Origin of the sequence: Micromonospora sp. NPDC049102 (assembly GCF_043197485.1) — a bacterium.
Lineage (GTDB): Bacteria > Actinomycetota > Actinomycetes > Mycobacteriales > Micromonosporaceae > Micromonospora.
The window spans coordinates 181895-205063 of sequence record NZ_JBICTE010000005.1 but is presented as its reverse complement, the minus strand read 5'-3'; the positions used below and the strand labels follow the sequence as shown (position 1 = coordinate 205063).

Annotated in this window: 23 protein-coding genes and 2 pseudogenes; 10 read left to right on the top strand and 15 right to left on the bottom strand. The window is 69.2% G+C overall.

The features are described from left to right. Position 1: 1 nt before the first annotated feature. The 3 genes from ACGFH9_RS08420 to ACGFH9_RS08410 are packed head-to-tail and all read left to right on the top strand — an operon-like array spanning position 2 to position 3331. Positions 2–1063 carry a hydroxymethylglutaryl-CoA reductase gene (locus ACGFH9_RS08420; protein WP_393216920.1) on the top strand — a complete coding sequence of 354 codons (1062 nt, stop codon included), beginning with the start codon at positions 2–4 and terminating at the stop codon, positions 1061–1063. 2 nt (positions 1064–1065) lie between these two features. Further along, entirely contained in the window at positions 1066–2262 is a 1197-nt protein-coding gene (locus ACGFH9_RS08415) for a hydroxymethylglutaryl-CoA synthase (protein ID WP_393216918.1), read from the top strand. Further along, the gene (locus ACGFH9_RS08410) at positions 2255–3331 is read left to right on the top strand and encodes a 3-oxoacyl-ACP synthase III family protein (protein WP_393216916.1); all 1077 of its coding nucleotides are present in this window, start codon (positions 2255–2257) and stop codon (positions 3329–3331) included. The genes ACGFH9_RS08415 and ACGFH9_RS08410 overlap by 8 nt, the downstream gene beginning before the upstream one ends. 28 nt (positions 3332–3359) lie before the next feature. Here the strand turns inward: ACGFH9_RS08410 and ACGFH9_RS08405 are convergent, their stop codons facing one another. Then, positions 3360–3563: a ferredoxin gene (locus ACGFH9_RS08405; protein WP_393216914.1), complete on the bottom strand. Its 204-nt coding sequence runs from the start codon at positions 3561–3563 to the stop codon at positions 3360–3362. 36 nt (positions 3564–3599) lie between these two features. After that, complete coding sequence (locus tag ACGFH9_RS08400; RefSeq protein ID WP_393216912.1) at positions 3600–4811, bottom strand: cytochrome P450; 1212 nt, start codon at positions 4809–4811, stop codon at positions 3600–3602. Positions 4812–5011: 200 nt separating this feature from the next. Here ACGFH9_RS08400 and ACGFH9_RS08395 point away from each other — a divergent pair, with 200 nt between their 5' ends. Further along, positions 5012–6217, top strand: a complete 1206-nt coding sequence (locus ACGFH9_RS08395; protein ID WP_393216910.1) for a pyridoxal phosphate-dependent aminotransferase — start codon at positions 5012–5014, stop codon at positions 6215–6217. On the opposite strand, the gene ACGFH9_RS08390 is transcribed toward ACGFH9_RS08395, so the two are convergent. The 3 genes from ACGFH9_RS08390 to ACGFH9_RS08380 are packed head-to-tail and all read right to left on the bottom strand — an operon-like array spanning position 6211 to position 7159. After that, a complete protein-coding gene (locus tag ACGFH9_RS08390; RefSeq protein WP_393216908.1) occupies positions 6211–6366 on the bottom strand; it encodes a hypothetical protein in 156 nt (51 codons plus the stop codon). The two genes, ACGFH9_RS08395 and ACGFH9_RS08390, sit on opposite strands and share 7 nt — an antisense overlap. Further along, complete coding sequence (locus ACGFH9_RS08385) at positions 6363–6755, bottom strand: hypothetical protein (protein WP_393217020.1); 393 nt, start codon at positions 6753–6755, stop codon at positions 6363–6365. The genes ACGFH9_RS08390 and ACGFH9_RS08385 overlap by 4 nt, the downstream gene beginning before the upstream one ends. Continuing rightward, positions 6734–7159: a hypothetical protein gene (locus ACGFH9_RS08380; protein ID WP_393216906.1), complete on the bottom strand. Its 426-nt coding sequence runs from the start codon at positions 7157–7159 to the stop codon at positions 6734–6736. Before ACGFH9_RS08380 ends, ACGFH9_RS08385 begins: the two co-directional genes overlap by 22 nt. A 336-nt stretch (positions 7160–7495) precedes the next feature. On the opposite strand from ACGFH9_RS08380, the gene ACGFH9_RS08375 reads away from it, so the two are divergent. Further along, the gene (locus ACGFH9_RS08375; RefSeq protein ID WP_393216904.1) at positions 7496–7978 is read left to right on the top strand and encodes an ATP-binding cassette domain-containing protein; all 483 of its coding nucleotides are present in this window, start codon (positions 7496–7498) and stop codon (positions 7976–7978) included. Between the two features lie 11 nt (positions 7979–7989). Further along, positions 7990–8290 (top strand): annotated as a pseudogene (locus tag ACGFH9_RS08370) (kinase); the annotation flags it as partial. Between the two features lie 210 nt (positions 8291–8500). Here the strand turns inward: ACGFH9_RS08370 and ACGFH9_RS08365 are convergent. From ACGFH9_RS08365 to ACGFH9_RS08320, 10 genes and pseudogenes are all read right to left on the bottom strand, one after another. Further along, positions 8501–9502, bottom strand: a pseudogene (locus tag ACGFH9_RS08365) (ISAs1 family transposase); the annotation flags it as partial. A gap of 1217 nt (positions 9503–10719) precedes the next feature. Continuing rightward, entirely contained in the window at positions 10720–10992 is a 273-nt protein-coding gene (locus ACGFH9_RS08360) for a hypothetical protein (RefSeq protein WP_393216902.1), read from the bottom strand. Positions 10993–11006: 14 nt separating this feature from the next. Continuing rightward, complete coding sequence (locus tag ACGFH9_RS08355) at positions 11007–11984, bottom strand: DnaB-like helicase N-terminal domain-containing protein (protein WP_393216900.1); 978 nt, start codon at positions 11982–11984, stop codon at positions 11007–11009. 9 nt (positions 11985–11993) lie between these two features. Then, positions 11994–12689 (bottom strand): hypothetical protein, encoded by a 696-nt coding sequence (locus ACGFH9_RS08350; protein WP_393216898.1) that lies wholly within the window; start codon positions 12687–12689, stop codon positions 11994–11996. Further along, a complete protein-coding gene (locus ACGFH9_RS08345; protein ID WP_393216896.1) occupies positions 12686–14467 on the bottom strand; it encodes a type IV secretory system conjugative DNA transfer family protein in 1782 nt (593 codons plus the stop codon). The genes ACGFH9_RS08350 and ACGFH9_RS08345 overlap by 4 nt, the downstream gene beginning before the upstream one ends. Further along, positions 14468–15964: a VirB4 family type IV secretion system protein gene (locus ACGFH9_RS08340; RefSeq protein ID WP_393216894.1), complete on the bottom strand. Its 1497-nt coding sequence runs from the start codon at positions 15962–15964 to the stop codon at positions 14468–14470. 5 nt (positions 15965–15969) lie between these two features. Next, entirely contained in the window at positions 15970–17505 is a 1536-nt protein-coding gene (locus tag ACGFH9_RS08335; protein ID WP_393216892.1) for an SCO6880 family protein, read from the bottom strand. Further along, on the bottom strand, positions 17502–19070 hold the full coding sequence (locus tag ACGFH9_RS08330) for a type IV secretion system protein (RefSeq protein ID WP_393216890.1): 1569 nt from the start codon (positions 19068–19070) through the stop codon (positions 17502–17504). The genes ACGFH9_RS08335 and ACGFH9_RS08330 overlap by 4 nt, the downstream gene beginning before the upstream one ends. Beyond that, positions 19067–19792, bottom strand: coding sequence for a hypothetical protein (locus ACGFH9_RS08325; protein ID WP_393216888.1), 726 nt, complete (start codon positions 19790–19792; stop codon positions 19067–19069). The genes ACGFH9_RS08330 and ACGFH9_RS08325 overlap by 4 nt, the downstream gene beginning before the upstream one ends. An 8-nt stretch (positions 19793–19800) precedes the next feature. Continuing rightward, on the bottom strand, positions 19801–20100 hold the full coding sequence (locus ACGFH9_RS08320; RefSeq protein WP_328654499.1) for a hypothetical protein: 300 nt from the start codon (positions 20098–20100) through the stop codon (positions 19801–19803). 206 nt (positions 20101–20306) lie between these two features. Here ACGFH9_RS08320 and ACGFH9_RS08315 point away from each other — a divergent pair, with 206 nt between their 5' ends. The 4 genes from ACGFH9_RS08315 to ACGFH9_RS08300 all read left to right on the top strand — a co-directional run bounded on the left by ACGFH9_RS08315 (position 20307) and on the right by ACGFH9_RS08300 (position 23153). Then, positions 20307–20768: an XRE family transcriptional regulator gene (locus ACGFH9_RS08315; RefSeq protein WP_393216886.1), complete on the top strand. Its 462-nt coding sequence runs from the start codon at positions 20307–20309 to the stop codon at positions 20766–20768. Between the two features lie 117 nt (positions 20769–20885). Beyond that, positions 20886–21422, top strand: coding sequence for a hypothetical protein (locus tag ACGFH9_RS08310; RefSeq protein ID WP_357396172.1), 537 nt, complete (start codon positions 20886–20888; stop codon positions 21420–21422). Then, complete coding sequence (locus ACGFH9_RS08305) at positions 21415–22563, top strand: MAB_1171c family putative transporter (RefSeq protein ID WP_393216883.1); 1149 nt, start codon at positions 21415–21417, stop codon at positions 22561–22563. Before ACGFH9_RS08310 ends, ACGFH9_RS08305 begins: the two co-directional genes overlap by 8 nt. After that, the gene (locus ACGFH9_RS08300; protein WP_393216881.1) at positions 22560–23153 is read left to right on the top strand and encodes a phosphoesterase PA-phosphatase; all 594 of its coding nucleotides are present in this window, start codon (positions 22560–22562) and stop codon (positions 23151–23153) included. Before ACGFH9_RS08305 ends, ACGFH9_RS08300 begins: the two co-directional genes overlap by 4 nt. Positions 23154–23169: the final 16 nt, after the last annotated feature.

The window sequence follows — 23169 nt, the reverse complement described above, 5'->3', positions numbered from 1 at the left end:
AATGACCGCACCTGAAGTCAGCGCGAACGTTCCCATGCAATGGGTCGGTCCGCTGCGCATCTCCGGCAACGTGGCGAACGACGAGACGCAGGTCCCGTTGGCCACCTACGAGTCCCCGCTGTGGCCCTCGGTGGCGCGCGGCGCGAAGCTTTCGATGATGACCGAGCGCGGCATCGTCGCCACGCTGATCGACGATCGGATGACGCGCTCGGTGTATGTCAAGGCCGAGGACGCACGAGCCGCCTACTCCGCCGCGTTGGAGATCGATGCGCGACTCGACGAGTTGCGCACGATCGTGCGTACCTGCGGCCGTTTCGTCGAGCTGATCGGATTCCGCCACGAGATCACGGCCAACCTGCTGTTTCTCCGATTCGAGTTCACCACCGGTGATGCCTCCGGGCATAACATGGCGACATTGGCCGCCGACACGCTCCTGACCCACATCTTGAGCACCATCCCCGGCATCTCGTACGGGTCGATCTCGGCCAACTACTGCACGGACAAGAAAGCCACCGCCATCAACGGAATTCTCGGCCGGGGCAAGAACGTGGTGACCGAACTGCTGATACCCCGCGCCGTCGTGCAGGACCGGCTGCGTACCTCGGCCGCCGCGATCGCCGAACTGAACGTGCACAAGAACCTGATCGGTACGCTGCTAGCCGGCGGCATCCGCTCGGCGAACGCGCACTACGCCAACATGCTGCTGGGCTTCTATCTGGCGACTGGGCAGGACGCCGCCAACATCGTCGAAGGCTCGCAGGGCGTGACCGTGGCCGAGGACCGCGACGGTGATCTCTACTTCTCGTGCACCCTGCCCAACCTGATCGTCGGCACGGTGGGCAACGGCAAGGGCCTCGACTTCGTCGAGGAGAACCTGGTCCGGTTGGGCTGCCGGCGATCCCGTGAACCCGGTGAGAACGCGCGCCGGCTCGCCGTCATCGCCGCCGCGACGGTGCTCTGCGGCGAACTCTCGCTCCTCGCGGCGCAGACGAATCCGGGCGAGTTGATGCGGACACATCTGCGGCTGGAGCGGCAGGCCGGCGCGGCGAAGGTAGGAGGCTGACCATGCCCGGAGATCTCGCCGTCGGCATCCACGATCTGTCGATCGCCACCACGCGGTACGTGCTCACCCACGAGACCCTGGCCGCCCGGAACGGCACCGACATCGCCAAGTACCACGAGGGCATCGGGCAGCGCTCGATGAGCGTGCCCGCCGTCGACGAGGACATCGTCACGATGGCGGCCGCCGCGGCCGCGCCGATCATCGACCGGCACGGTGCCGAGGGCATCCGGACGCTCTTCTTCGCGACGGAGTCCTCGGTCGACCAGTCGAAGGCCGCCGGTGTGCACGTACAGGCGCTGTTGGGTCTGCCCTCGGCCGTACGGGTCGTCGAGCTGAAGCAGGCGTGCTATGCCGGCACGGCGGCCCTGCAGTCCGCGGTCGGCCTGATCCACCGCGACCCCGCACAGCGTGTTCTCGTGATCGCCGCCGACGTGTCGAAATACGAGCTGGACAGCCCAGGCGAGGCGACCCAGGGCGCCGCGGCGGTGGCCATGCTGGTCAGTGCGGATCCGGCGCTCGTACGCCTGGAGAACCCCTCCGGGGTGTTCACCGCCGACGTCATGGATTTCTGGCGGCCCAACTACCGCACCACCGCGCTGGTCGAGGGGCGCGATTCCATCTCCGCGTATCTGCGGGCGGTGGAGGGCGCGTGGACGGATTACACGGAGCAGGGCGGCCGCAAGGTCAACGACTTCGACGCGTTCTGCTACCACCAGCCGTTCACGAAGATGGCCCGCAAGGCGCACCGGCACCTGCTCGCGTTCTGCGGATACGACGCCGATGACTCCGAGATCAGCCGTGCCCTCCGGCACACGACGGCGTACAACACCCTCGTCGGAAACAGCTACACGGTATCGATGTACCTCGGCCTGGCCTCGCTCCTCGACAACGCCGGCGAGCTGAGCGACAAGGCGATCGCCTTCTTCAGTTACGGCTCGGGCAGCGTGGCGGAGTTCTTCGGCGGCACGGTCGTACCGGGATATCGCGCGCACCTCCGGTCGGGAGCGCATCGCGACGCGATCAGCCGGCGGGTTCCGATCGACTACGCGCGGTACCGCGAGATCCACGAGTACGAGTTCCCGGACGACGGCGGAGACTACCCGGTACCGATCGAGAACGACGGCCCGTACCGGCTGACCGGCCTCTTCGGCCATAAGCGTGTGTACGAGACACGGCCGGCGCGGAGCCGAAATGGATAACCTACGTCGTGTAGGCATAGTCAGCACCGGCTCGTATCTCCCCGCGCGCGTGGTAGGAAATACCGAGGTCGGGGACGCCGCCGCCGTGTCAGCCGAGTGGATCGAGCGCAAGACCGCCATCCGGGAACGACGCTACGCCGCACCGCACGAGGCGACTTCGGACCTCGCCGCCGCGGCCGCCGTCCAGGCTCTCCGCGCGGCGAACCTCTCGGCCGGCGACATCCGCTACGTCGTGGTGGCGACCTCTACGCCCGACCACACGCAGCCCGCGACCGCGACCGCGACCATCGTTCAGCACCTTCTCGGTGCCCGGAACGCCGCCGCCTTCGATGTCAACGCGGTGTGCAGCGGCTTCGTGGTCGCCCTGACCGTGGCCGAGCGACTGTTGCGCGCCGAACCCGACCCGTCCGCGTACGCGCTGGTCATCGGGGCAGACATCTACTCGCGCATCATCAACCCGGCCGACCGGCGTACGGCGGTGCTTTTCGGTGACGGCGCCGGGGCGGTGGTGGTCGGCCCGGTAGCACCCGGCCACGGCACCGTCTCCACCAACCTCGTCTCCCACGGCGACCGGCACTCGCTGATCAACGTGCCGGCCGGTGGAAGCCGGTACCCCGCCAGCGCCGCGACTGTGGCGGACGGCAGCCACTACTTCCAGATGGACGGCCGGGCGGTGCGGGAGTTCGTCAACGACCATCTGCCGCAAGCGGTGGACGTCCTGCTCGACAACGCCGGCGTTCATCCCTCGCAGGTCCGGCACTTCATTCCCCACCAGGCCAACGGCGTCATGCTCGCCGAGGTGTGGCCGCGGCTGGGTCTGGCCGCCGCGTGTTGCCACCTGGAGGTCGAGCACCACGGCAACACGGGCGCGGCGTCGGTGCCGTTGACCCTCGACGTGGCCCATCGCCGCGGTGCCTTCGCGCCGGGTGAGCTCGTCGTCCTGGCCGCTTTCGGCGGAGGCATGTCGGTCGGCGCCACCGTACTGAGGTGGGCGGACACCTCCCACAGCCGGAACCGGCCGGTTCCCGCGAGACAGCATGCCGGCAGCCGCCGGGCGCCGACCGGCTGATCGCCGTGCACGGCGCCCGGCGGTACGGTCAGAGCGAGCCGTCGGCGCGCAGGCTCAGCGCGCCGGACGGACAGGTCGCGACCGCCCGGCGGACGTCGTCCTCGACCGGCGGTGACTCCACGAGCACGAGCACGATGCCGTCGTCGTCCTGGTCGAAGACGCTCGGCTGAGCTAGCACGCAGAGTCCGGCGCCGATGCAGACGTCCGAATCCACCGACAGGTGTTCAGGCACAGCACTACCTCCTGTTTGTCGGGCCGCGGGACGCGGCTACCAGCTCACGACCAGTTTTTCGAGGCCGTAGAAGACGTGGGACGGGCGGAAGACCGCCCCGTCCGGCTCAAGCCGCAGGCCGGGGAAGCGCTGCAGCAGTGCGGGCAGCCCGACCTTCAGCTCCATTCGCGCCAGCGGCGCGCCGATGCAGTGGTGAACGCCGTAGCCGAACGCGAGGTGACCGACCGCTCCACGCGATATGTCCAGCTCGTCCGGGCGCTCGACGGCGGCCGGATCCCGGTTGGCGGCCGGCAGCGACAGCAGGACGAGATCACCGGCCGGGATGCGTACGCCACCGAACTCGGTTTCCTCGCGGACCTGCCGCGCCACCGGTGCCTGCACGACGCTCAGCCACCGCAGCAGTTCCTCGACGGCCGGTCCCACCGCGGCCGGGTCGTCGCGCACCCGGGCGAGCTGGTCCGGGTGACGCAGCAGGGCCAGGGTGCCCAGGGCGAGCATGTTGGCGGTCGTCTCGTGGCCGGCGAGGAGCAGGAAGTTGGCCAGGCCCGCGAGCTCGGCCTGGGTGAGTTCGGGACCGTGATCGCGGATCAACATGCCGATGATGTCGTCACCGGGTGCGAGCCGGGCGCGGTCCACCAGGTCGGACATGTAGTCGCGCAGCTCGCGGCCGACTCGCAGCCGTTCCCGGATCGGCACCGAGACGTCGATGAGGCGGCACGTCAGCGCGTTGAAGCCGGCCCGGTCGGCGGTCGGGACGCCGAGCAGCTCGCAGACCACGAGGGAGGGCACGGGCAATGCGTACTCGGCGGCGAGATCGACCGGTGACCCGGCACGCTCCACCGCCGCCAGCTGATCGTCGACGATGCGCCGTACCTGCGGCTCGAGCGCGCGGATCCGGCGGACCGTGAACTCACCCGTCAGCATTCGCCGAAGCCGGGTGTGCTCGGGCGGGTCCAGGCCGAGCAGGTTACCGAAGCGGAGCGGCCAGCGTTCGTCCTCGGAGAGGTCGTCCAGCTCGGGCAGGTGCGGCACGACCCGTACCTCATTGCTGAACCGTGCCGTTTCGGTCAGTACGGTCCGCACGTCCTCGTGGCGGGTCAGCAACCAGGCGGTCGCGCCGAAAGGGGTGGTGACCCGTTCGACGCGGCCGGCGTCCCGGAGCCGGCTCAGGTCGGGTGCCGGGGTGAACCCGTCCCGACGGAGGTAGACCGGGACTTCGGGTACGGCCTGAGTGGTCGATGCGCTCACTAGTTCTTCTCCCGTTCGGGTATCGAAGAATCTCTCTGCCTATAATAGGTCACCGTGGATCTCTGCAATGCCCCTGCGGAGCGCGTCCGGCGCGGCGACCAGCGGCCGAACGCCACAACCGACAGCCCACGAAGGTTACGAAGGAGACAAAAGGCCGTTAGCATCGAGCGTCGGTACATGATGTTTCGCGGAGGGGTTCGATGCAGCAGGCACAGCGACTGAGAACTGTCCGGTACGACATCCGCGGCCCGGTCCTGCGCCGGGCCCATGAGCTGGAGGCTTCCGGGCACCGGATTCTCAAGCTGAACCTGGGCAACCCGGCGCCGTGGGGCCTGGCCACGCCGGATCCGATCGTCGCCGACGTCGTGCAGAACATCGTGAATGCCGAGGGGTACAGCGACGCACGCGGCATCTACTCCGCCCGCGTCGCGGTGGCCCAGCATTACCAGACGCTCGGCGTGACCGGCGTGCAACCGGACGACGTGCTGCTCGGCAACGGGGTCTCCGAGCTGATCGTGATGGTGCTCCAGGCGCTGCTGAACACGGGCGACGAGGTGCTGGTGCCGAGCCCGGACTATCCACTCTGGACCGGCGCGGTGAACCTGTGCAGCGGTCGCGCGATGCATTACCGCTGTGACGAGAGCGCTGGCTGGGCCCCTGACCTTGAGCACATGGCGTCGCAGATCACCGAACGTACCCGCGCGCTCGTGGTGATCAACCCGAACAACCCGACCGGCGCGGTCTACTCCGAGGAAGTGCTGCTCGGCATGATCGAGCTGGCCCGCAAGCACGGCCTGCTGATCTTCGCCGACGAGATCTACGACAAGATCGTGTACGACGGAGCGACGCACCACACGCTCGCCGCCCTCGCGCCGGACCTGCCGGTGGTCAGCATGGGCGGCCTTTCCAAGGTCTACCGAGCCGCGGGATTTCGCTCCGGCTGGCTCACCACCAGCGGCTTCGGCAGCAGCGACTCCGACTACCTGGACGGGCTTCAGCTGCTGGCCAACATGCGCGTGTGCCCGAACGTGCCGGCTCAGCACGCCATCCAGACCGCGCTCGGCGGCTACCAGAGCATCGACGAGCTAATCCGCCCCGGCGGCCGCCTGCTGGAACAGCGCGACCACGCCTGGCGAGCCCTTGTCGACATCCCCGGCGTCGACTGCTTCAAACCGGCCGGCGCCCTCTACCTCTTCGCCCGCCTCGATCCCCAGATCCACAAGATCCACGACGACGAACGCCTGGTGATCGACCTCTTGGAGCAGCAGCATCTTCTGATCTCCCACGGCACCGGCTTCAACCTCGATACACCCGACCATCTCCGTCTGGTCTTCCTGGCCCCGACGGAGGTCCTCGACGACGCTGTCTCCCGGATCCGCACCTTCCTCTCCACTTACCGTCAGTGATCGGACCGAGCCTCAGCTGGTGAATCGAAGAGGTCGTCGGAGCTGCGGAGTTCGGCCAGGTGTTGCTGCAGTGAGGTGATGAGCCAGTCCGCCCCGGCGCGAGTCGCGATGCTCTGCGCGGCGGCCGAGAACGCCTCGACGGTCGTCACGAATGGAATTCCCCGGGCGACCGCCTCCGCCCGGGCCCGACGCCCGGCCCGGCCCGGCGCCGGGCCGGGCCGGGCCGGGTGTCAACGACGAGACCGATGAGACCTCGGTGGATCAGGTCATCGATGTCGCCCGCCACCCCGTGCTCGACCGTGGTCGCCCGGATGCCGTGGCGCAGCAGCACCTTCGCCGTCTCGCCGTCCGACAGCAGCTCGAATCCCCGATCGACGAGCAACCGCGCCGGGTGCAGGGCGGCGCGGCAGTCCCTCCGGGCCAGGGCGAGGAAGGCCCGGCCGTGGCGGGGGAGCGCGCCCTGTGCGGCGATCTGCGCCTTTGCGAAGACCATACCGAAGTCCTCGTCGATGGCCATCACCTCGCCGGTGGACCGCATCTCGGGCCCGAGGCGCGGATCGAGCCCTCGCCCTCCGGGTCGCGGAACCGATTCCACGGCAGCACGGACTCCTTCACCGCGACCGGTCCGTGCAGCGGCGTGCTCCCACCGTCCCGCTGTTTGGGAAGGAGGCCTTCGCTTCGGAGTTCGGCGATGCTCACACCGGCGGCGATACGGGCCGCAGCCTTCGCCAGCGGGATGCCGGTGGTCTTGGAGACGAACGGGAGCGTACGAGAGGCCCACGGATTGGCCTCCAGAACGTAGAGCCCGTCGCCGGCCAGGGCCATCTGTATGTTGATCAGGCCCCGGACACCGCGTCGTACAGGGCGTCCACATCGATCTCGACAGCGTGGTCGAGGAACCGATCGATGAGTACGGGCCGGCCCTCCAGCAGTCCGGCCCATTTCCCGATGTAGTCGGCGACCGGTTCGCGGCGTACTCCGATCGACGCCCAACAGGCGCTACCGGACCAGGATTTCGGTCGCTGGTCGCCTTGTCTGCCGCCGGAAAGGCGCGGCGTCCCAACGATGCGCCCTCGTCGGCCGACCGGGTTTCTCCTGTGCGCGCAGTGTCCCGACGGGCAGTTTGGGGTGCAGCTCCCGCTGGCTGGATCAGGGGTACGGCGGCGGAGTCTGAGGGCCACGGCGAGAGCGTCTTTAGCTGTCGCCGTGTTCGCGTGGGAGCGGGATCGCGGACATGATCCTGGGTAGGTTGTCGACCACAGGGGCGCTCGGGACACGATGCTGCTTGCGTGCGAAGGTGCAACGTCTGTGCTCAGTTCCTGTAGACCCGTTTCGACCCCGTGCGGGAGGGACTCGATCGGCAATAACAACACGCAGGAACCATCAGGGGAACTCTCCGGCGGGCAGTGGCAGCGCATCACCGCCGCCCGCGGCTTCCTACGCGACGCCGAACTGCTCATCATGGACGAACCGTCCTCCGCGCTCGACCCCCGCGCCGAAGACGCCCTCTTCCAGGCCATCCGCGACCGCAAAGGACGAGCCACCACGATCCTCATCACCCACCGGCTCGCGAACGTCCGCCACGCCGACCGGATCTTCGTCCTGCACCACGGCCGGCTGGTCGAGGCCGGCAGCCACGACGACCTCATCGCCACCGGCGGCCGGTACGCCGAACTGTTCTCGCTCCAGGCCGCCGGCTACGACGCCACCCCGAGCGAGGACAGCCCCATCCCGCAACAGCACCTACCCGCCTCGCGTTGAGGAGAACCGTCATGGACCAAGCGGCGCCCACCGGCACCTCTGAGACGATCCTCATCAGCATCCGCGGCAACTCCGGCGCCGGGAAGAGCACCCTCGCCACGGCGTTGCGGCGTCGACACGGGCGCGGCTGCGCCATGGTCGGCCAAGACCACATCCGTCGGATCCTGCTCAGAGAACGCGACAAGCCAGGCGGCCTGGCACCCGCGCTCATCGCGCAGAACGTTCGCTTCTGCCTTCGACCACGGCTACCACGTGATCCTGGAAGGGATCATGCACACCGCCCGGTACCGCAGCATGTCTGCGAGCGTGCGCGCGTGGGCAAGGTGCCTGTGAGCCGCCCACAGGGCTGAGCTGGACCGGCGCGCCGGCGGTCGTCCGGTTCATGCCCATCGCATCAGCGCCTGAACGTCGCGGCGTGCCTGGCTGAGTAGCTGTGGTGACTCCGGTCAGGCGTAGGGCGCCGATGGCGGCGTTGCGCAGTGCGGCCATGACTTCGGGGCCGGTGCCGGTGCGGATCTGGGATCGGTCTTCGTCGTAGGTGACGTCGCGTACCCAGTGGACCTTGTTCTCGATCGACCAGTGGCCGCGGACCCAGGCGGCTAGTTGTGCTGGTTTGGCCTGGTGGACGCGGAGGTCGGTGATGGCGTAGACGGTCTCGGTGGTGAAGCGTTTCGGCTGGTCCAGGCGGCGTCTGCGGCGGCGGATCTGGATGGCCTGGGCGGCGTTCGGGAAGTCGATGCCGGTGGAGATGCTCAGGATCTTGCAGCTGCGGATCTCGCGGCGGCCGTGTCCGCGGTCGGTGTCACGGGTGGCGTCGGGCACTGCCCGCCAGGGCAGTGCGGTGAGTTGGGCGTGTAGGTGGGGTTGGTTGCCTTTGACGGTCAGGATCCAGTGGGCCCCGCGTTGCGCGAGGTAGGTGACGTGCTCGCGTTGGCAGTGCAGGGCATCAGCGGTGATCACGGTGTTGCGCAGGTCGGCGAGTTGGTCGAGCAGGGGCGCGAACCGGGTGATCTCGTTGGTCTTGCCGTCGACGTCGATGCTGCCCAGGACCACACCGGTGGCCTGGTCGCAGGCGGCCATCACATGCCGGGCCGGGGTGTTGGGGGTGCGGGAGCCGCGCAGGGCCTTGCCGTCGACGGCGATCGCCTGCGGGGTCGCCGCGGTGGTCCGGCCGGCGAGCCAGACGCCGATTGCCGCGGTCAGGAGCTGCGGGTCCATGGCCTGCAGCAGTCGACGGATCATCGCCTCCGATGGGCGCCGGTCGGGAGTCATGCCCAGGGCGAGAGCCGTCGGGGCCGGCACGTCGGCGACCCATTCGGCGATCGCGGCGTACGAGCGGTAGCCGGCGACCACGGCACACACGGCTGCGGTGACCACGACCGTCAGCCGGTGCCGGACACCTCGCCGGGCCCGTGGATCAGGCAGACCAGCGAGCGCCGTGGACAGCCCACCAGCGGTTTGCGACACGGTCAGAGCCGGTGCATGGGACAAGGACGAGATCAGCGATGATGGCAGCGCGGGCATGACTCACTTCGGCGATCAGAATGGCGTAGGAACCTTGATGATCTTCCGAACAGGTCATGCCCGTCTTGCTGCCACCAACAGCGGCGCTTCTACTTCAAGCCTCGCAAGTCAGACACCGTCACGACTTTGCCGGGACCCTGGGCCACCGAGGCTGCCGTTTAGCGCGTCATGGCTGACTGTTGGATTGCACTCGCAGACTACATTTGAGTGATGAGCGTCTACATCAGTGCAGCATCGCTTATTCTAAGTCTAATAGCGTTAGCCTGGAGCCGGCACCAATGGAAGGGGATCCGTGGGGCGCCCGAAGACCACTCTTCACTACGGCGTGCTGACCACGGGAGACAGGTTCTTTCGCGTTCCGTGGCCCCACGGACAACGCGCCAAAGACGACAGTTCATCCGGCCTTCCGGTACTAATGGTTACCGTGATGAACACGGGCAGAGGGGCCCTATTCGTCGAGCATGTCGAGATCGACGGTACGATTTGCGGCGTGTGCGGCCCCCACAAGCTTGAACTCCCTCTGACTGTAGAGCCGAATCGGCGCATTAAGATTTACTACCTTCCGCGCAGGCTCCTTGCGAACCGCCTGCAGCCGAGGGCTGACTGCCCGGCCGAATGGGCGAGAGCGTGGGTCATGGCCGAGGCTCGCCTTGGATGAGGGCATCCCGAGATTGACCGGCTAGGGCGGGAAAAGACGGCGGTCGAGGCTGGCCAACTCCGACCGAATGGCTTCGAGGCTGATCTGGAGACCTTGAACTTCGCCGAGCCAGTCGTTCGCTTTTGCCTCCTAATACGCTCTTCGAAGTTCGTGGTGATCTCGTCGAGGCGGCGGCGCTGCGAGGGGTCAACGCGGAGCGTTGGGCATCGGATGCACCCTATACCGAAAGAGTGGGCCGACATTCCAGCCTGGTAGTCCGGTCAATAGATCGCACGCCTTAACCTCGAAGGTTGGGTAGTCCTGACTCGGAGTGAAGAGCGACTCTCCCGGCATTAGGTGGATTTTGCGATAGACGCGGAGGAAATCACCGCCGGCCACGACGACCGCCAAGTTGAATACTGGCCCGCCCGTCGTTCGATGACACCGAGGACAAGGGTCTGCCCGATCTGGCCCACGCGGCGCAATAGCGCAGCTATCGACGCGGAGCGCAGATCCATAGCGTGAACGTCCAAGTGCCGCTTCAGCCGCAGCCGAGCCTCGGCGGGTCCCGTCCAATTTTTCAAGCCCAGAGCGCGCCGTTGTTGAGCCGCTCGTGCCACCGGTCGAGCCTGAGGGTCTGCTCCTCGCTGGTGATCTCGACGTAGCCGTCGTGGTCGCCAATCCACCAGGCGCCGTCGTGGTGGACGAACATGTGGTGTCGGTCTCGCGGGGAGAGGCGGGTGGCCCGCTGTTGCTCTTCGTGATGGCGCATCTCGTCGTGGCTGATGGTGCGCGGTGTGCGGGGCGGGGCGCCGGCGCTGGTGGTGGTCGCGGGTTCGGGGTTCGTGTTCATGGCTGGCACTCCCTTCACAGCTCGATACGAGGGGCGTCGAGGGTTGGGCTGGATTCGTGTGGCGGTTCCAGCCCGGCAACTGGGCCTTCGACTTCCGCGGAGCGGGCGGTAGCGGCGGCCTCGGCTGCGCTGGCACTGTGGGTGAGCGTGACCGTGACGTGTTCGGAGACAAGGTAGTGACCGATGGTGACGGCGGTCCCGACTGCGACGGCGGTGACCTCCAGGCGGGCGAGGTGGGTGTAGTGGTCCAGGGTCTCTGGACGCTGCTGGTGTGGGCCCCAGAGTGATTGGATCTCCCGTGCGCGTTCGACGTTCCAGGCGAGGATGACCGCGTCGATGGGGTCGTGGTCGTAGGCGATCGAGACCGCGAGTTCGTAGGTGAGGCGCCGTTCGTCGGTCGTGAAGACGTCGGAGGTCAGCCAGGCGGCAACGTCGCGGGCTTGCTCGGGATGCTGCAGAAGATCGGCGATGACCGCGTCTTCGGGATGCAGGTCGACGGCGGCCAGAGCCACGACTGCGGGTATGGAAAGGCCCCGGTCCGGATCGATCGTGCTGGCGGGGGCGAAGACTTCCGCTTGGACGGTGAGGGCCTGGCCGAGGCGGGCGAGTGCGTCCCGGGCGACCGGATCGGTGGTCTGCGTCGCGGCGGCGAGGTAGGGCTCGGCGAAGTCGATGGTGTCGCGGTCGAAGGCGGCTTGGATGACGATCTGGCTGTAGGCCCGAACACGCTGGTCATCCGGGGCGGCGGCGGCGAGGGCGTTGAGCAGGTTGGTGTCTACGTCGGGCCGGTCGACGATCGTGACGACAGCGGCAACGATCAGTCCGGGGTCGTCGCCGGTGGCGGGGGTGTCCAGGATGGCGCTGTAGATGGCTCGGTGGGCGGGGTGGCTGAAGTCGTCGCTGATGAGGTTGTCGGTGATGAGGGGCTGGTTCGGATCGGCGAGGAGGGCACCGAGAACGCCCTGCTCCGCGCGCATGATCAGGTCACTCATGGCGGGTCCTTACTGCTTTGTGAGCTGGTCGCGGATGGTGTCGGCGGCGCGCATGCGGGCGCTGGTGTCGTCGAGGTGTGCGTGGTGGTTGGGGTCGGTACACCGAAGCCACGTCGCGCCGTCGCTGCTGCGGGTCCACCACGCGCCGGCGAGGTGGGCGTAGTAGGGCATGCTGCGGCTGTGTGGCCGGGCCTCGCCTTGGTCAAGGGCCGTGGTCATCTCCGCGTCGGCGATCGTGTCGGGCAGGCTGCTGGCCGGGCCGGGGGCGGGGCTGGAGGCCATCAGCGGCGGCCCGTGGGCGTGCCAGCGTTGGGCGAGGTCGGGGTGCGCCTCGCTCAGTAGAGCGGCGCTGGTGTGACCCGCCCGGCAGGTCGGTGCCCAGAAGTTACCTGCGGCGGCGAGGGTTTGGCGCAGTTCTCCGTGCCAGGAGCGGGGGGAATGGGCGCCGCCGCTGTCGCGGCTGGTGTAGGTGACGTCGCGCCAGAACTTGAGGCTGCGGAGTTCTTCGACGAGGCCGGGGTGCTGTGGCCAGCACAGCGGCAGTCGCTCTTCTCGGGAGAGTTCGTAGAGGTCGTGGATCCAGGTGACCCAACCGACCAGTGCCGTCCACTCGGCGCTCTGCTCTTCGGTAGTGAGGGCGTGCCACTCTCGGATCGGCCGTACAGGAGCGTCTGATGCCGCAGCGGCCGGTGGGTCGATGGTCATCGCGGGGTCTCCGGGGTGTGGCCCATCAGGGTGCGGGCGTGGCGGACCGCGTCCGCGTACTCCTTGGCGTGTCGGCTTTCGTAGTGCCGGGCCATGCGGGTGAGGACGGCCGGGGTGGTGGCATGGATGACCAGTGCCTCCCGGCGCTGCTCGTTGAGGGTGCGGATCGCTTCGGGGGACATGGTTTTGCGGTCGGTGACGGTGGTCTGGACGGTGACGCCGCGGTCGTTGCGTTGCGGGACGAGGAGGGTTTCGCGGTAGGTGCCGGCGAGTTGGGAGAAGTCGTCGAGGTCGTCGCCGGCGAGGCCGCCGAGGGCGATCTTGATGGTGGAGTTGGCCCAGAGCATTCGGCGGCCCACGGCCCGCCAGCGTTGTTCGGCGGCGGCGAGGTTCTGCAGGACGGCGGTGACGAAGATGCCGCTGCCGGCGGCGTAGGACATCAGCTGCGGTAGGTCCGGAAGCGGGACGACGTTGGTGACCTCGTCGAGGATCAGACCCAGGGGCGGGTCCAGCCGGCCGGTGGGGGCGCGCAGTGCGAGGCGTTTCGCGGTGGTGGTGATCTCGTCGACGAAGGCGGTGACGAGTGGAGCGAGGGCTTCGGCCTGTTGTTCGTCAACGAGCAGGTACACGGTGTCGGTGCCGGAGCGCAGGAACGCCTCGATGTCGAAGGATTCGTTGACCGTCCCGGCGAAGACGTGGTGGGCGGCTTCGCCGAAGAGGCAACTGGTGCCGGTCTGGACGGTGGCCCACAGGTTGGACCGGGTGGTGTGCGGTTGGCGGTAGAACCCGTCGAGCATTTTCAGGACTCCGTCGCGGGCGCCGTAGGCGTCGCGGAGGAGCTTCACGGGCTGGTCGTTGGTGTCGTCGGTTGACCAGGCCAGGATGTCTGTCATGGTCCGGCCGGTGAGGGCGGCGGTGTGCAGCCAGGCGGCCGTCAGGTTGGTGGCGGTCATGCCGAAGAACCCGGCGTTGGTGGTGTCGGTGTTCTCCTGCTTTCCGACCTGGATCATCACGCCGGCCCGCTTGCGGGCGATGTCGTATCGGTCGCAGCCGGCGATGGGGCTCCAGGCGATGCGGTGCGGCCAGGTGAGGTCGCCGGTCAGCTCCATCACCCACGCCGTTCCGGCCCGAAGCGTGGCGGTGTTCTCCAGGACGTCGGGACGTACGGAGGTGACGACTGCGGCGCCGGGGAAACCGCGCAGCCACGGGATGATGACCTGGCTGGTCTTGCCCTGCCGGGGCGGTGCGACCAGGAGCACGGAGGATTCGAGCCCTGCGTGCAGGCGCATCGATCCGGCGTCGCCCAACGGCACCGCGACGTCCGCCAGCTTCGGCTTATCAGCCAGTCCGGGCCGCAGGCGCGGGGCCGACCGCAGGACGGCCTCGGCGGAGAGGGTGCGCCGCAGCTGCTGCCGCGATGCCATCCCCCGGGCCTGGCGTCCGTTGCCCCACCGCTGCCACAGCACCGCTCCCGCTGTGGAGAGGGTGCCGGTGACGAGCACGGCGGCGGTGTAGAAACGGATCGGACCTGGCAGCTGGCCCTGGTCGCGTGGTGGCCAGGCCAGTCGAGGGTCGCTGAGGTGCCGGGGCAGGGCGAGAGCGATGCCGTACGCGTCGGCTGGGGAGGTAGCCGGCCAGTGCAGCGCCAGCAGCCCGGCGACCTGGCCGGTCAGCCAGATGCCGAGCATGCTGCCAGCGGCCACCGCGACGATGGCACCCACCACCCAGTCAGAGCCGCTGGTGAGACTCCCACCGAGCCGCGTGGTGTTGCCGCTCATCTACACCGCCATTCGTTCGTTGGTGTAGAACAGCTGGCGTTCCTGCGGGGTGAGGATGGTCTGCACGATCTGGCTGGGCTGCCGGCCGATCTTCCACAGCGCCCGGCCGACGTGCTCGCCGGACCAGGAGGCGATGTGGGCGCACTCGGTGTCGGTGAGCCCGATCTGGTCCTTGGTCATGGCCAGCGGCGCGGTGTCCTGGCGCAGGCAGACCCGCACGTCGCAGGAGGCGATGAGGTTGCTGGCGATGGTGACCTCTTCGCTGCCGGCCGGGCCGACGGCTTCGAAGTCGGCGAGCCGGTGGGTGCTGAGCACCTGGATCGTTCCTTGGGCGCGGGACAGCCGCAGGTCGGAGTCGACCTTGCGGATCATGGCGGGGACGCGCATGGCCCGCCAGAGTTCGTCACGGATGACCATGCGGACGGGCCCGCCGGGTTCGTCGATGGCGGCCTGCCCCCAGGAGGAGACGCAGGCCAGGGTCATGGCGACGGTCTCGTCGCCGCGGCCGTCGATGCGGGACAGGTCGACGGTCTGGATGGGGGCGTCGAAGTCGAGGCGGATGGTCGTCGGCCCGTCGAACAGGCCGCTCAACGACCCCTGGACCATGTTGCCGAGGGCGTCGGCCGTCGGGCGGATCATCTCCCGTAGTTCCCCGATGTCGTCGCCACGGACCCGCAGTTCGGAGGCCATGTCCGGCAGCGGGTCGCGCAGCAGCGCCCAGACAGCGGGGATGGTCGGGTCGGTGAGGTCGCTGTCGCCGGTGGCCTCGCCGGAGGCGTGCTTGATGGCCAGGGACAGGGCCGCTTCCTCGGTCGGGGACAGTGCCCGACCAAGGCGCATCACCAGCAGCGAGGAGAGCAGAGTGATGCGCCTGCGGTGGATCTCGTCCAGCCGCTCGCGGAGCTTCTCCGTGTCGCCGGGAAGGTTGCGGCCGAGAGGTCCGCTGTCGAGGGGGTTGAGTCGGTTGCCGAGGCCCGGCCCGAGTTCGAGGGGCTCGACGCCGAGGTGGCGGGCAAGGGTGGCGTACTCGTTCTTGATGTCACCGAGGACGAAGGCGCGCACGCCGTAGGCCATCAGCCGGTAGCAGAGCAGTTTGATGGTGGCGGACTTCCCGGAGCCGGGTACGCCGGTGATGAGGAAGTTCGGGTTGGTGATCAGTTGCAGGCGTAGCCACTCGATGGGGTGGCAGGAGAAGCTGCCTCCGGACTGGGTGTCGATACCGATGTAGGTGCCAGCTGGGGGCATCGTCTGCCCGTACAGCCACGGGTAGAGGCCCTGCATCTGGCCGGTGGAGGCCCGGAAGACGGGGATCTGCGGGGCGCGGGCTGCCTGCCCGGCGAACGGTCGCGGCCATCCGCGCCGCGGCGGCGTCGGCTCCGGTCGGGCCCGCCCCGGCTTCGAGGGAGCAGCGGCAGGCGTGGTCGGGGTCGGGAGGTCGCCGAGGAGGTCGCTCAGGTCGGCGACCGGCAGGTTGTTGCGTCGGGTACGCCGCAGCATCGGGCTCACCACCGCTTCCGGGGCAGGCCGAAGCCGAGCGGGAGGGCGCCCATCACGAAGCCGGTGTCGTGGGCGTACCACATGCGGCGCAGCTCGATGCGGGCTGCGGCGGCGTCGGCCTCCAGTGCCGCGCAGGCGTCCTCGGTCTGGGCCGGGTCGGTGACGGTCACGGTGACGTAGCCGGTGAAGCGGACCAGGCCGTGGCCGGCGGCGAGTTCGGCGTCCTGCGCCTCGGCGCGCGCCAGGGCCTGCCGCTCGTGCTCGGGCACGATCTGCTGGGTGCGGTGCCGCATCCCCACGGCGACGGAGCGGCGGGTCCGCTCCCCCATCACCTTGCGGGACGCCTCGCGCGGCCCGAGCGGTTCGATGTGCATGGAGTACGCCCGTCGGTGCACGCCGTCGCCGAGGAGCGGGGCGAGGACGGTGGAGTAGACCTGGTTGCGGGGCCAGTCGTGGATCCAGTACGTGACGGAGTGGGCGCCGTCGTGGGCGTAGCTGCCCGGGGAGCTGAGCGCGGCGGCGGGGCCTGCGACGGCCGGGTCGACGCCGGCGGGCAGACCGTCGGCACCCGGGGTGGTGGCGTTGGCGCGGCGTTCGGCGAGGTGCCGGCCGGCGTGCGGGTCGTAGGCGGTGCGGATGACCTCGGCGAGGTCGCGGGGGCCTAGCCAGGACTCGATCTGCAGGTCCGCGCCGGCGATCGACGCGGACAGGGCTCGCAGGTGCCGGGTGAGGATGTCCGCGGCGGCGACGCTGCCCCCACCGGCGCTCTTGATCGCCCCGGCCGCGCGGCGGTGGTCCATCGTGAACGCCAGGTACGCCTCCCGGCCGCTGCTGGACAGGGCGGCGGCGGTGAGCAGATCGCTGGTGACCGCGACGGCCTCAGTCGGCGCGGTGGCGGCGACGTGGTCGACGTGCCAGCGGCGCAGCGCCGCTCCGGACTCTGGGACGATGCGCTGCAGCGCCTGCACCCGCACGATCGGGTTCCCCTCTGTGCACAGCCCGGCCAGCAGCGCGCCCCAGCCGGCGACGCGTTGGTCCCGGCGGGCGGAGTCGACCAGGCTGATTCCGGAGTACCGGACTCGCGCGACCGCGGTGTAGGTGCGGTCCAGACGGTGGTACGCCACCGCGAGCGGCTGCCCCGACGGACCCTGCGCCTCCAGAATCGTCAGCGGCGCCAGAACTCCGGGCAGGTCCATCGGTTTCGCGGCCGTCACGTCGGCCGGGGCAGGAGCGAACGCGGCGGAGAGGAAGCGGTGCCGGGTGCGGGAGCGGCCCCAGTGATAGGAGGTGAACGCCAGCACCCACTCGTCGGTGGTGCGGCCTCCGACGCGCAGGAACGCCAACGTCGCCAACACGACGGCGAGCGGCCAGAGCACCGCACCGGCGGCGGGTCGGGCGGCGGCGAGCGGCCAGATCCCCGCCAGGACGGCGCCGGCGAGCATCGTGACCCGTTGCAGGGTCATCCCGAACAGGAATGCGACCTTCTCGTGCTGCCATCCGAAGTAGCTGCGGGTGCGGTGCTCGGCGGTGGGGGTGCTCACCGGTCGGCCTCCTCGGTTGGGTTAGCGGATGGAGGGTCATGCGGGGCTGGCGGCGCTGGATCGGGTACGCCCGCCCCCCTTGGTTGGGTCGGAGGCGCGGCCGAACTCGCGGCGCTGGCCGAGAGTCTTGGCGTCTCGTTGGTCTCCGGGGCCGGTGGAGGCGTGTGGAGCGGCGGTGGAACGGCTTCGGCCGCTCGACTCGGCGCAGACGTCGGAGCGGGTCCGGTCATGTCACCGGAGGAGGCCGGGATTCGAGGGTTCGCTTCAGCCGTTGCGGTAGAGCTTCCGGTGGGGCCGGTTGATGCGGCGGAGCGGCCAGCGGTGCCGGTGAGGGCGCCAGTCCAGCTTCCGGCGTACCGGGAGTAGCCCGCCGGGCGGGCATGCGGGTTCGCACCGTGTACGCCAGCGTGCCCGGCGGTTTGTTCCATCCGCCCGGCCAGGGAGTTGACCGCCCGCTGGGCCAGGTCGACGCCGGCGGCGGCGACCGCGATCGGCGCGGCGACCGCCCCGAGTGCCGCGGTCGCGCCTCCCGCCGCGCCGGCGCTACCACCTGCCGCGCTGCCAGCGGCGCCGCTCTTGCCGGCAGCCGAGGCGAGGGTGCGTGCCTCACTGGCCTGGCTGAACTGAGCCGGGTTCACCCCGCTCGGCGGGCCGCTGGCGTTCGCCCTACCAGCGGCGAAGCCCAGCATCCCGGCGAGCCCGCCACCGGCGGCGGCCTGCACGGTGGCGAAGGTGAAGAAGCGGGCGATGACCGGCCACGCGACGACGGCCATGAGCAGCACCAACATGCCGGTCAGCAGGGTGGTCACGTCCTTGGCCCGAGTGGGGTCGGTCGGGTCTCCGAGAACGCCGAACCCGATCGCGAAGACCAGCGCGATCACCGGCTTGAGGATGATCAGCTGGATGGTGGCGCCGCAGAGCTTCGACCACCAACTCTGCGTCGTCTCCGACATGTTGCCGACGGCGGCGATGGGCGAGGTGGCCAGCAATACCGCGATCGCGGCGTTGCGCAGTAGCAGCTCAAACCACAGCACCAGCGTGAGCGCGATGCCGACCAGCGCGAGGATGAGCATCAGCGACCCCGAGGAGCCGGTGACCGAGCCCATCTGGAACAGGACGGTGAGTTTGGCCTTGAGGCCCTCGTTGCCGCCCAGGGATCGGTTGATGATGCCGCGGCTGACTTCGTCGGCGGCGATCAGGGCGGCGTTGGCGACGACCATCGTGACGAGGAACGCCAGCACCGCCTTACCCGCGCCGACGAGTCCCTGTGCCAGCGGGGAGCCGTCGCGGGTGGCGACGGTCCGGACGACCTGGAGGAGCAGTAGTAGGGCGGCAATGCCCATCGCCAGCCACCGCGAGATCGCCAGTGGCTGGTCGATGCTCATCAGGTCGAGGTTGGGAAACGCGACGAACGCATCGGCGAAGGTCTTCAGCAGCGATGTCGCGGCGTCGGCGAACGAGCGGCAGACTGACTCCCAGGCGTTGGCCGCAGCGCCGTCGATGATGCCGCCCGGGGTGCAGCCGCTGATCTGGCCGTTGAGCGGGTCGCAGGCTGCGGCGTTCACGAGGTGATTTCCTGCCAACCTCGGGCGGCGGCCTCGACACTGCCGGGCTGAGCCGCAAGGCTGGTGTAGTCGGTGGCGTCCGCCGGGTCCGGCGGGAGGACCTTCCAGTCGGTGGCGGCCCAGTGCAGCCGGATCGGGTACACGCCGATGGTGGAGGCGACCTGCCGGCCGGGCGCGGTGGTGGACAGGTAGCCGAGGACCAGCACGGTCGTCGTGTCCGGTGTGGCGTCGCGAAGCTGGTAGGCGGCCGGTCCGAAGGTGAGCGACGCGCCCAGCGGCACCGGCCCGATCGTGGACACGCCGAGGGTTCGCCGCAGGTTCACCGCCCCCTCGGCGAGGTAGTCGCTGGCGTCGGCGAACGAGGGGTCGGCGATCACGGTGGCGATCGTCCGCGCGCGATCCGGATCCAGGTTCGACAGCACCTGCGTGAGGTATTCCGTGCCGGCCGTCACCGCACCCGCTGGTGAGTGCGGGTGCCCCACCGCGATGCCCTGCACCATCTGGCTACCGGCGCCCAGCTGAACCGGCCCGCTCGGAACTGACGTTGAGGATCCGGTGGCCGTGGGCGCCAACGCGCCCGGCGTCGCCGTTTTGGCGTCACCGGGATGGGGTTTCAGCACCCAGACGATCAGTCCGGTGGCCGCGACCAGGGCCGCGAGTGCTCCGCAGGCGATGACGACCCACCGGGCGCGGCGCGGTCCCGGATCAATGAAGGCGTTCACGGCTCGGCTCAGTTCGCTGCGCCGAAGACGGTGTTGACCAGGGGGATCGCCATGGCGGTGACGATCACCCCTCCGAGCGACCAGATGAAGGCGCTCTTGCCCATCTCAGCGGTGCCGGGCCGGTTGGAGAGCTTCCCGACGGCCATCAGGCCGCCCGAGGCGAGGGCGGCGATGGCGCACCCGATCAGTGCACCCCACTTGACGTACGACAGCAGCAGCGAGATGCCGTTGCTGCCACCCGTCGGGTCAGCCGGAGCCGGGTTGGGCACGTCGGCGAGCACGGACAGGGCCGAGGAAAGGGTGTGCATGAGGAACTCCTTGCAGAGCGGAGGGACACGCCGCCGCGAGCTGACCAGGGGTGTTAGCAATCGCGTACAGCAGGATCAGACTTTAAGCAGCCCGCCGTCCGCAGGGGTAGACCCGACTGGGTGACAAAGGTCATGTGGCAACTTGCGTCTGCGATTGCTGTCATTGCAGGCTTGACCGACGCGCGTACAGGAAGGCCAATGCCGGGATGACGACCGACGACAGGACCCACCGCGTCGCCGCACGCCTGGATCACCTGTTCCGCACGGTCTACCCCGCGACGCTGGGCCGCCCTTACAGCTACCGCGAGGCGGCGGCGAAGATCGCCGAACTGGCCGGTGGCGAAGCGGTGATCTCTCCGGTCTACCTCCAACAGATCCGCACCGGCCAGCGCAAAACCCCGAGCCTGGACAAGCTCGCCTGGGTTTCCCAGCTGTTCGGCGTCCCGGTGACCTACTTCAGCGATGACATCGTCGCGGAACGTGTTGACGCGCAACTGGAGATCGTCACCGAGCTGCGCGACGACGGGGTGCGGGAACTCGCCCGGCTCGCCACCGGGCTGTCGGCCGAGGCCCTCGAGCCGATCAAGGCGCAGCTACGGTACGCCCGCCGCATTGAGGGTCTGTCGGAGGTCGACAGCGATGGGACGCTCCCACCCAACCAAGTGTGAAATGCCTCTGACCTGGGACTTCGGCTTGACGCCGCACCACGGCAGGCCACTAGCCTGACTCATCGCCCCACAGCCGGATTGCCCTGTGCCCCGGCTCGCCAGTCGATGGGAGAGGCAATGCGCCGACCACGGGCCGCCGGACCCGAGAGTCAGGCACACCTACGCGATCTGCGGCGGCGGTGCGAGCAGCTACTCGATGACAACGGCATCGTGGTCCCGTCCCCCTTTGACCGGCACGCTCTCGCCGCCGCCATCGCCCGGCACCGACGACGGCCCGTGACCCTGCGCGACCTTCCCGCGCCCTCGCGGTCGGGCCAGCACTCCGGGCTGTGGGTGCACACCGCCACCCAGGACCTGATCTTCGTGGACCCCACCCGCAGCTCGTGGGAGCAGGACCACATCACGGCGCACGAGGTCGGCCACATGCTGTGGGGCCACGAGGCATCCGACGTCGACCTCGGCGAGATTCTGCTGCCGGACCTCGACATGACCGTCGTACGCGCCATGCTCGGCCGACACGACTTCACCAGCGACCAGGAGCGCGAAGCCGAGATGATGGCCACCGTCATCATCGACCGTGCCGGCCGTGCCGCGCCTGGCGCGCCCGCCGGGCTGTCTCAGGTGGCATCCGCCCTCGCGCTCGACGATGTCTGAACCCTCCGCCGCCGAACTCGTCGTGGTGGCCGCGTTGTGGATCGTGTCAGTCGCTCGGGTACACGCCCTACACAGCGGGCCCGCTCACCGTGCGGTGTGGGCGGCCATCACCGGGCTGGCCGTGTCGATGACGGTCCGCGTCGAGCCGATCGCGCACGCAATCGACCAGCTCGCTGGCGTACACGGCGCGGGCGTCCTGGTGAAACACGTCGCCGGACTCGTGGCGGTGGCGGCCCTGTTCGACCTTGCCGTCCTGGGCATGGCCACCCATGTCCGGCGTCGCGTTTCCCTGGCCGGCCTGGCGGTCACCGTCGTCATCATGACCTGCCTGTTCTGGACGATGCCCCGCGTCGATTCCGAGGACTTCGCTGACCAGGCGGCCGGCAAACCCATCGCCACCGCGTACATCCTGAGCTGGACGGTGTACCTCGGCGTCGCGATAACCCTGTCCGCCCGGCTGTTCCGCCGCGCCCACCGGGCCAGCCGACACCGCGTCGTACGCGCCGGTCAACTGGTGCTCGTCGTCGGATGCAGCATCGGCACCGGGTACGCCCTCTATCGGGCCGCCTACTTCGGCGCACGTCTCGCCGTCGGCCCACCAAGCCGCGGTGACATCTTCTACGTCGACCTCTCCGACGGCATCAAGTACCTGGCCATGCTGTTCATCACGGCCGGGCTCACCATCGCCGGTGCGCCCGGAACGCGAGCCAACCTGAGAGCCCGCTGGCATCTACGGACACTCGGCCCGCTCTGGCACGATCTCGTGCCTGCCGACCACCGCCTCGATCCACCCGGGCTCAGTCCCCGCGAACGGCTCTCCCGTCACGTCGTCGAACTCCACGACACGATCCACGACCTGTACCGCCGTACCGATGGGCAGCTCGTCCACCGCATCCACGACCGCCTTGCCACCCAAGGGCTCACCAGCCATCTCGCGGCAACGACCGAAGCCAGCCTGCTCCGCATCGCCCAGGCCCTGCCGCCCACGGTTACGCCCGCCGCCCCCTACACCCCGCCGCCCACGTCGCCAAACCCGGTCGAACGGCTCACCCGGCTGCTTGACCTCGCCCGCGTCTGGGACACCACGGCGGTGCGGGATGCCCTGACCCACGCAAGCACCGCACCGGAGCCGCACCGATGACCGCCACCCTCACCGCCGATTCCCGCACTGCCCGCCGGGTCACCGACTGGCTCGACCCGAAAACCTGGATCATCGCCGTCAGCTTCATCACCGGCTGGACCGCCGGCCGGTGGACGGGCCTCGGATGGGGCATCGTCAGCGCGGTGTTCGCCGCAGTCATCCCGGTCCTGCTGATCAAGCGGGGCGTCAGCGCCGGGCGATGGGCCGACCGGCATCTCGGCGTACGCAGCCACCGCCTCACCGTCATGACCCTCATCCTCACCTCGGTCGGGATCGGCATCGGCGCCATGGCCGTCGGCGACGCACCCCGTGCCGTCATCGCCCTCACCCTGGCCATGTTCGCCACCCTCGCGGCACTCGCCGTCGTCACCCTGCGCTGGAAGATCAGCGTGCACACCGCCGTGGCCGCCGGCGCCACGACCATGCTGGCCAGCCAGCTACCCGCCCTCGCGATCGCCGCCCTGGCCGTCGTCGTGGCGGCAGTGGGATGGTCCCGCGTCGCGCTGCACGACCACACCACGGCGCAGGTCGTCGACGGCGGGCTCCTCGGCACCATCGTCGCGGGCCTGATCTTCGCCGGTCTCACCTGATCCCGTTAGCGATAGT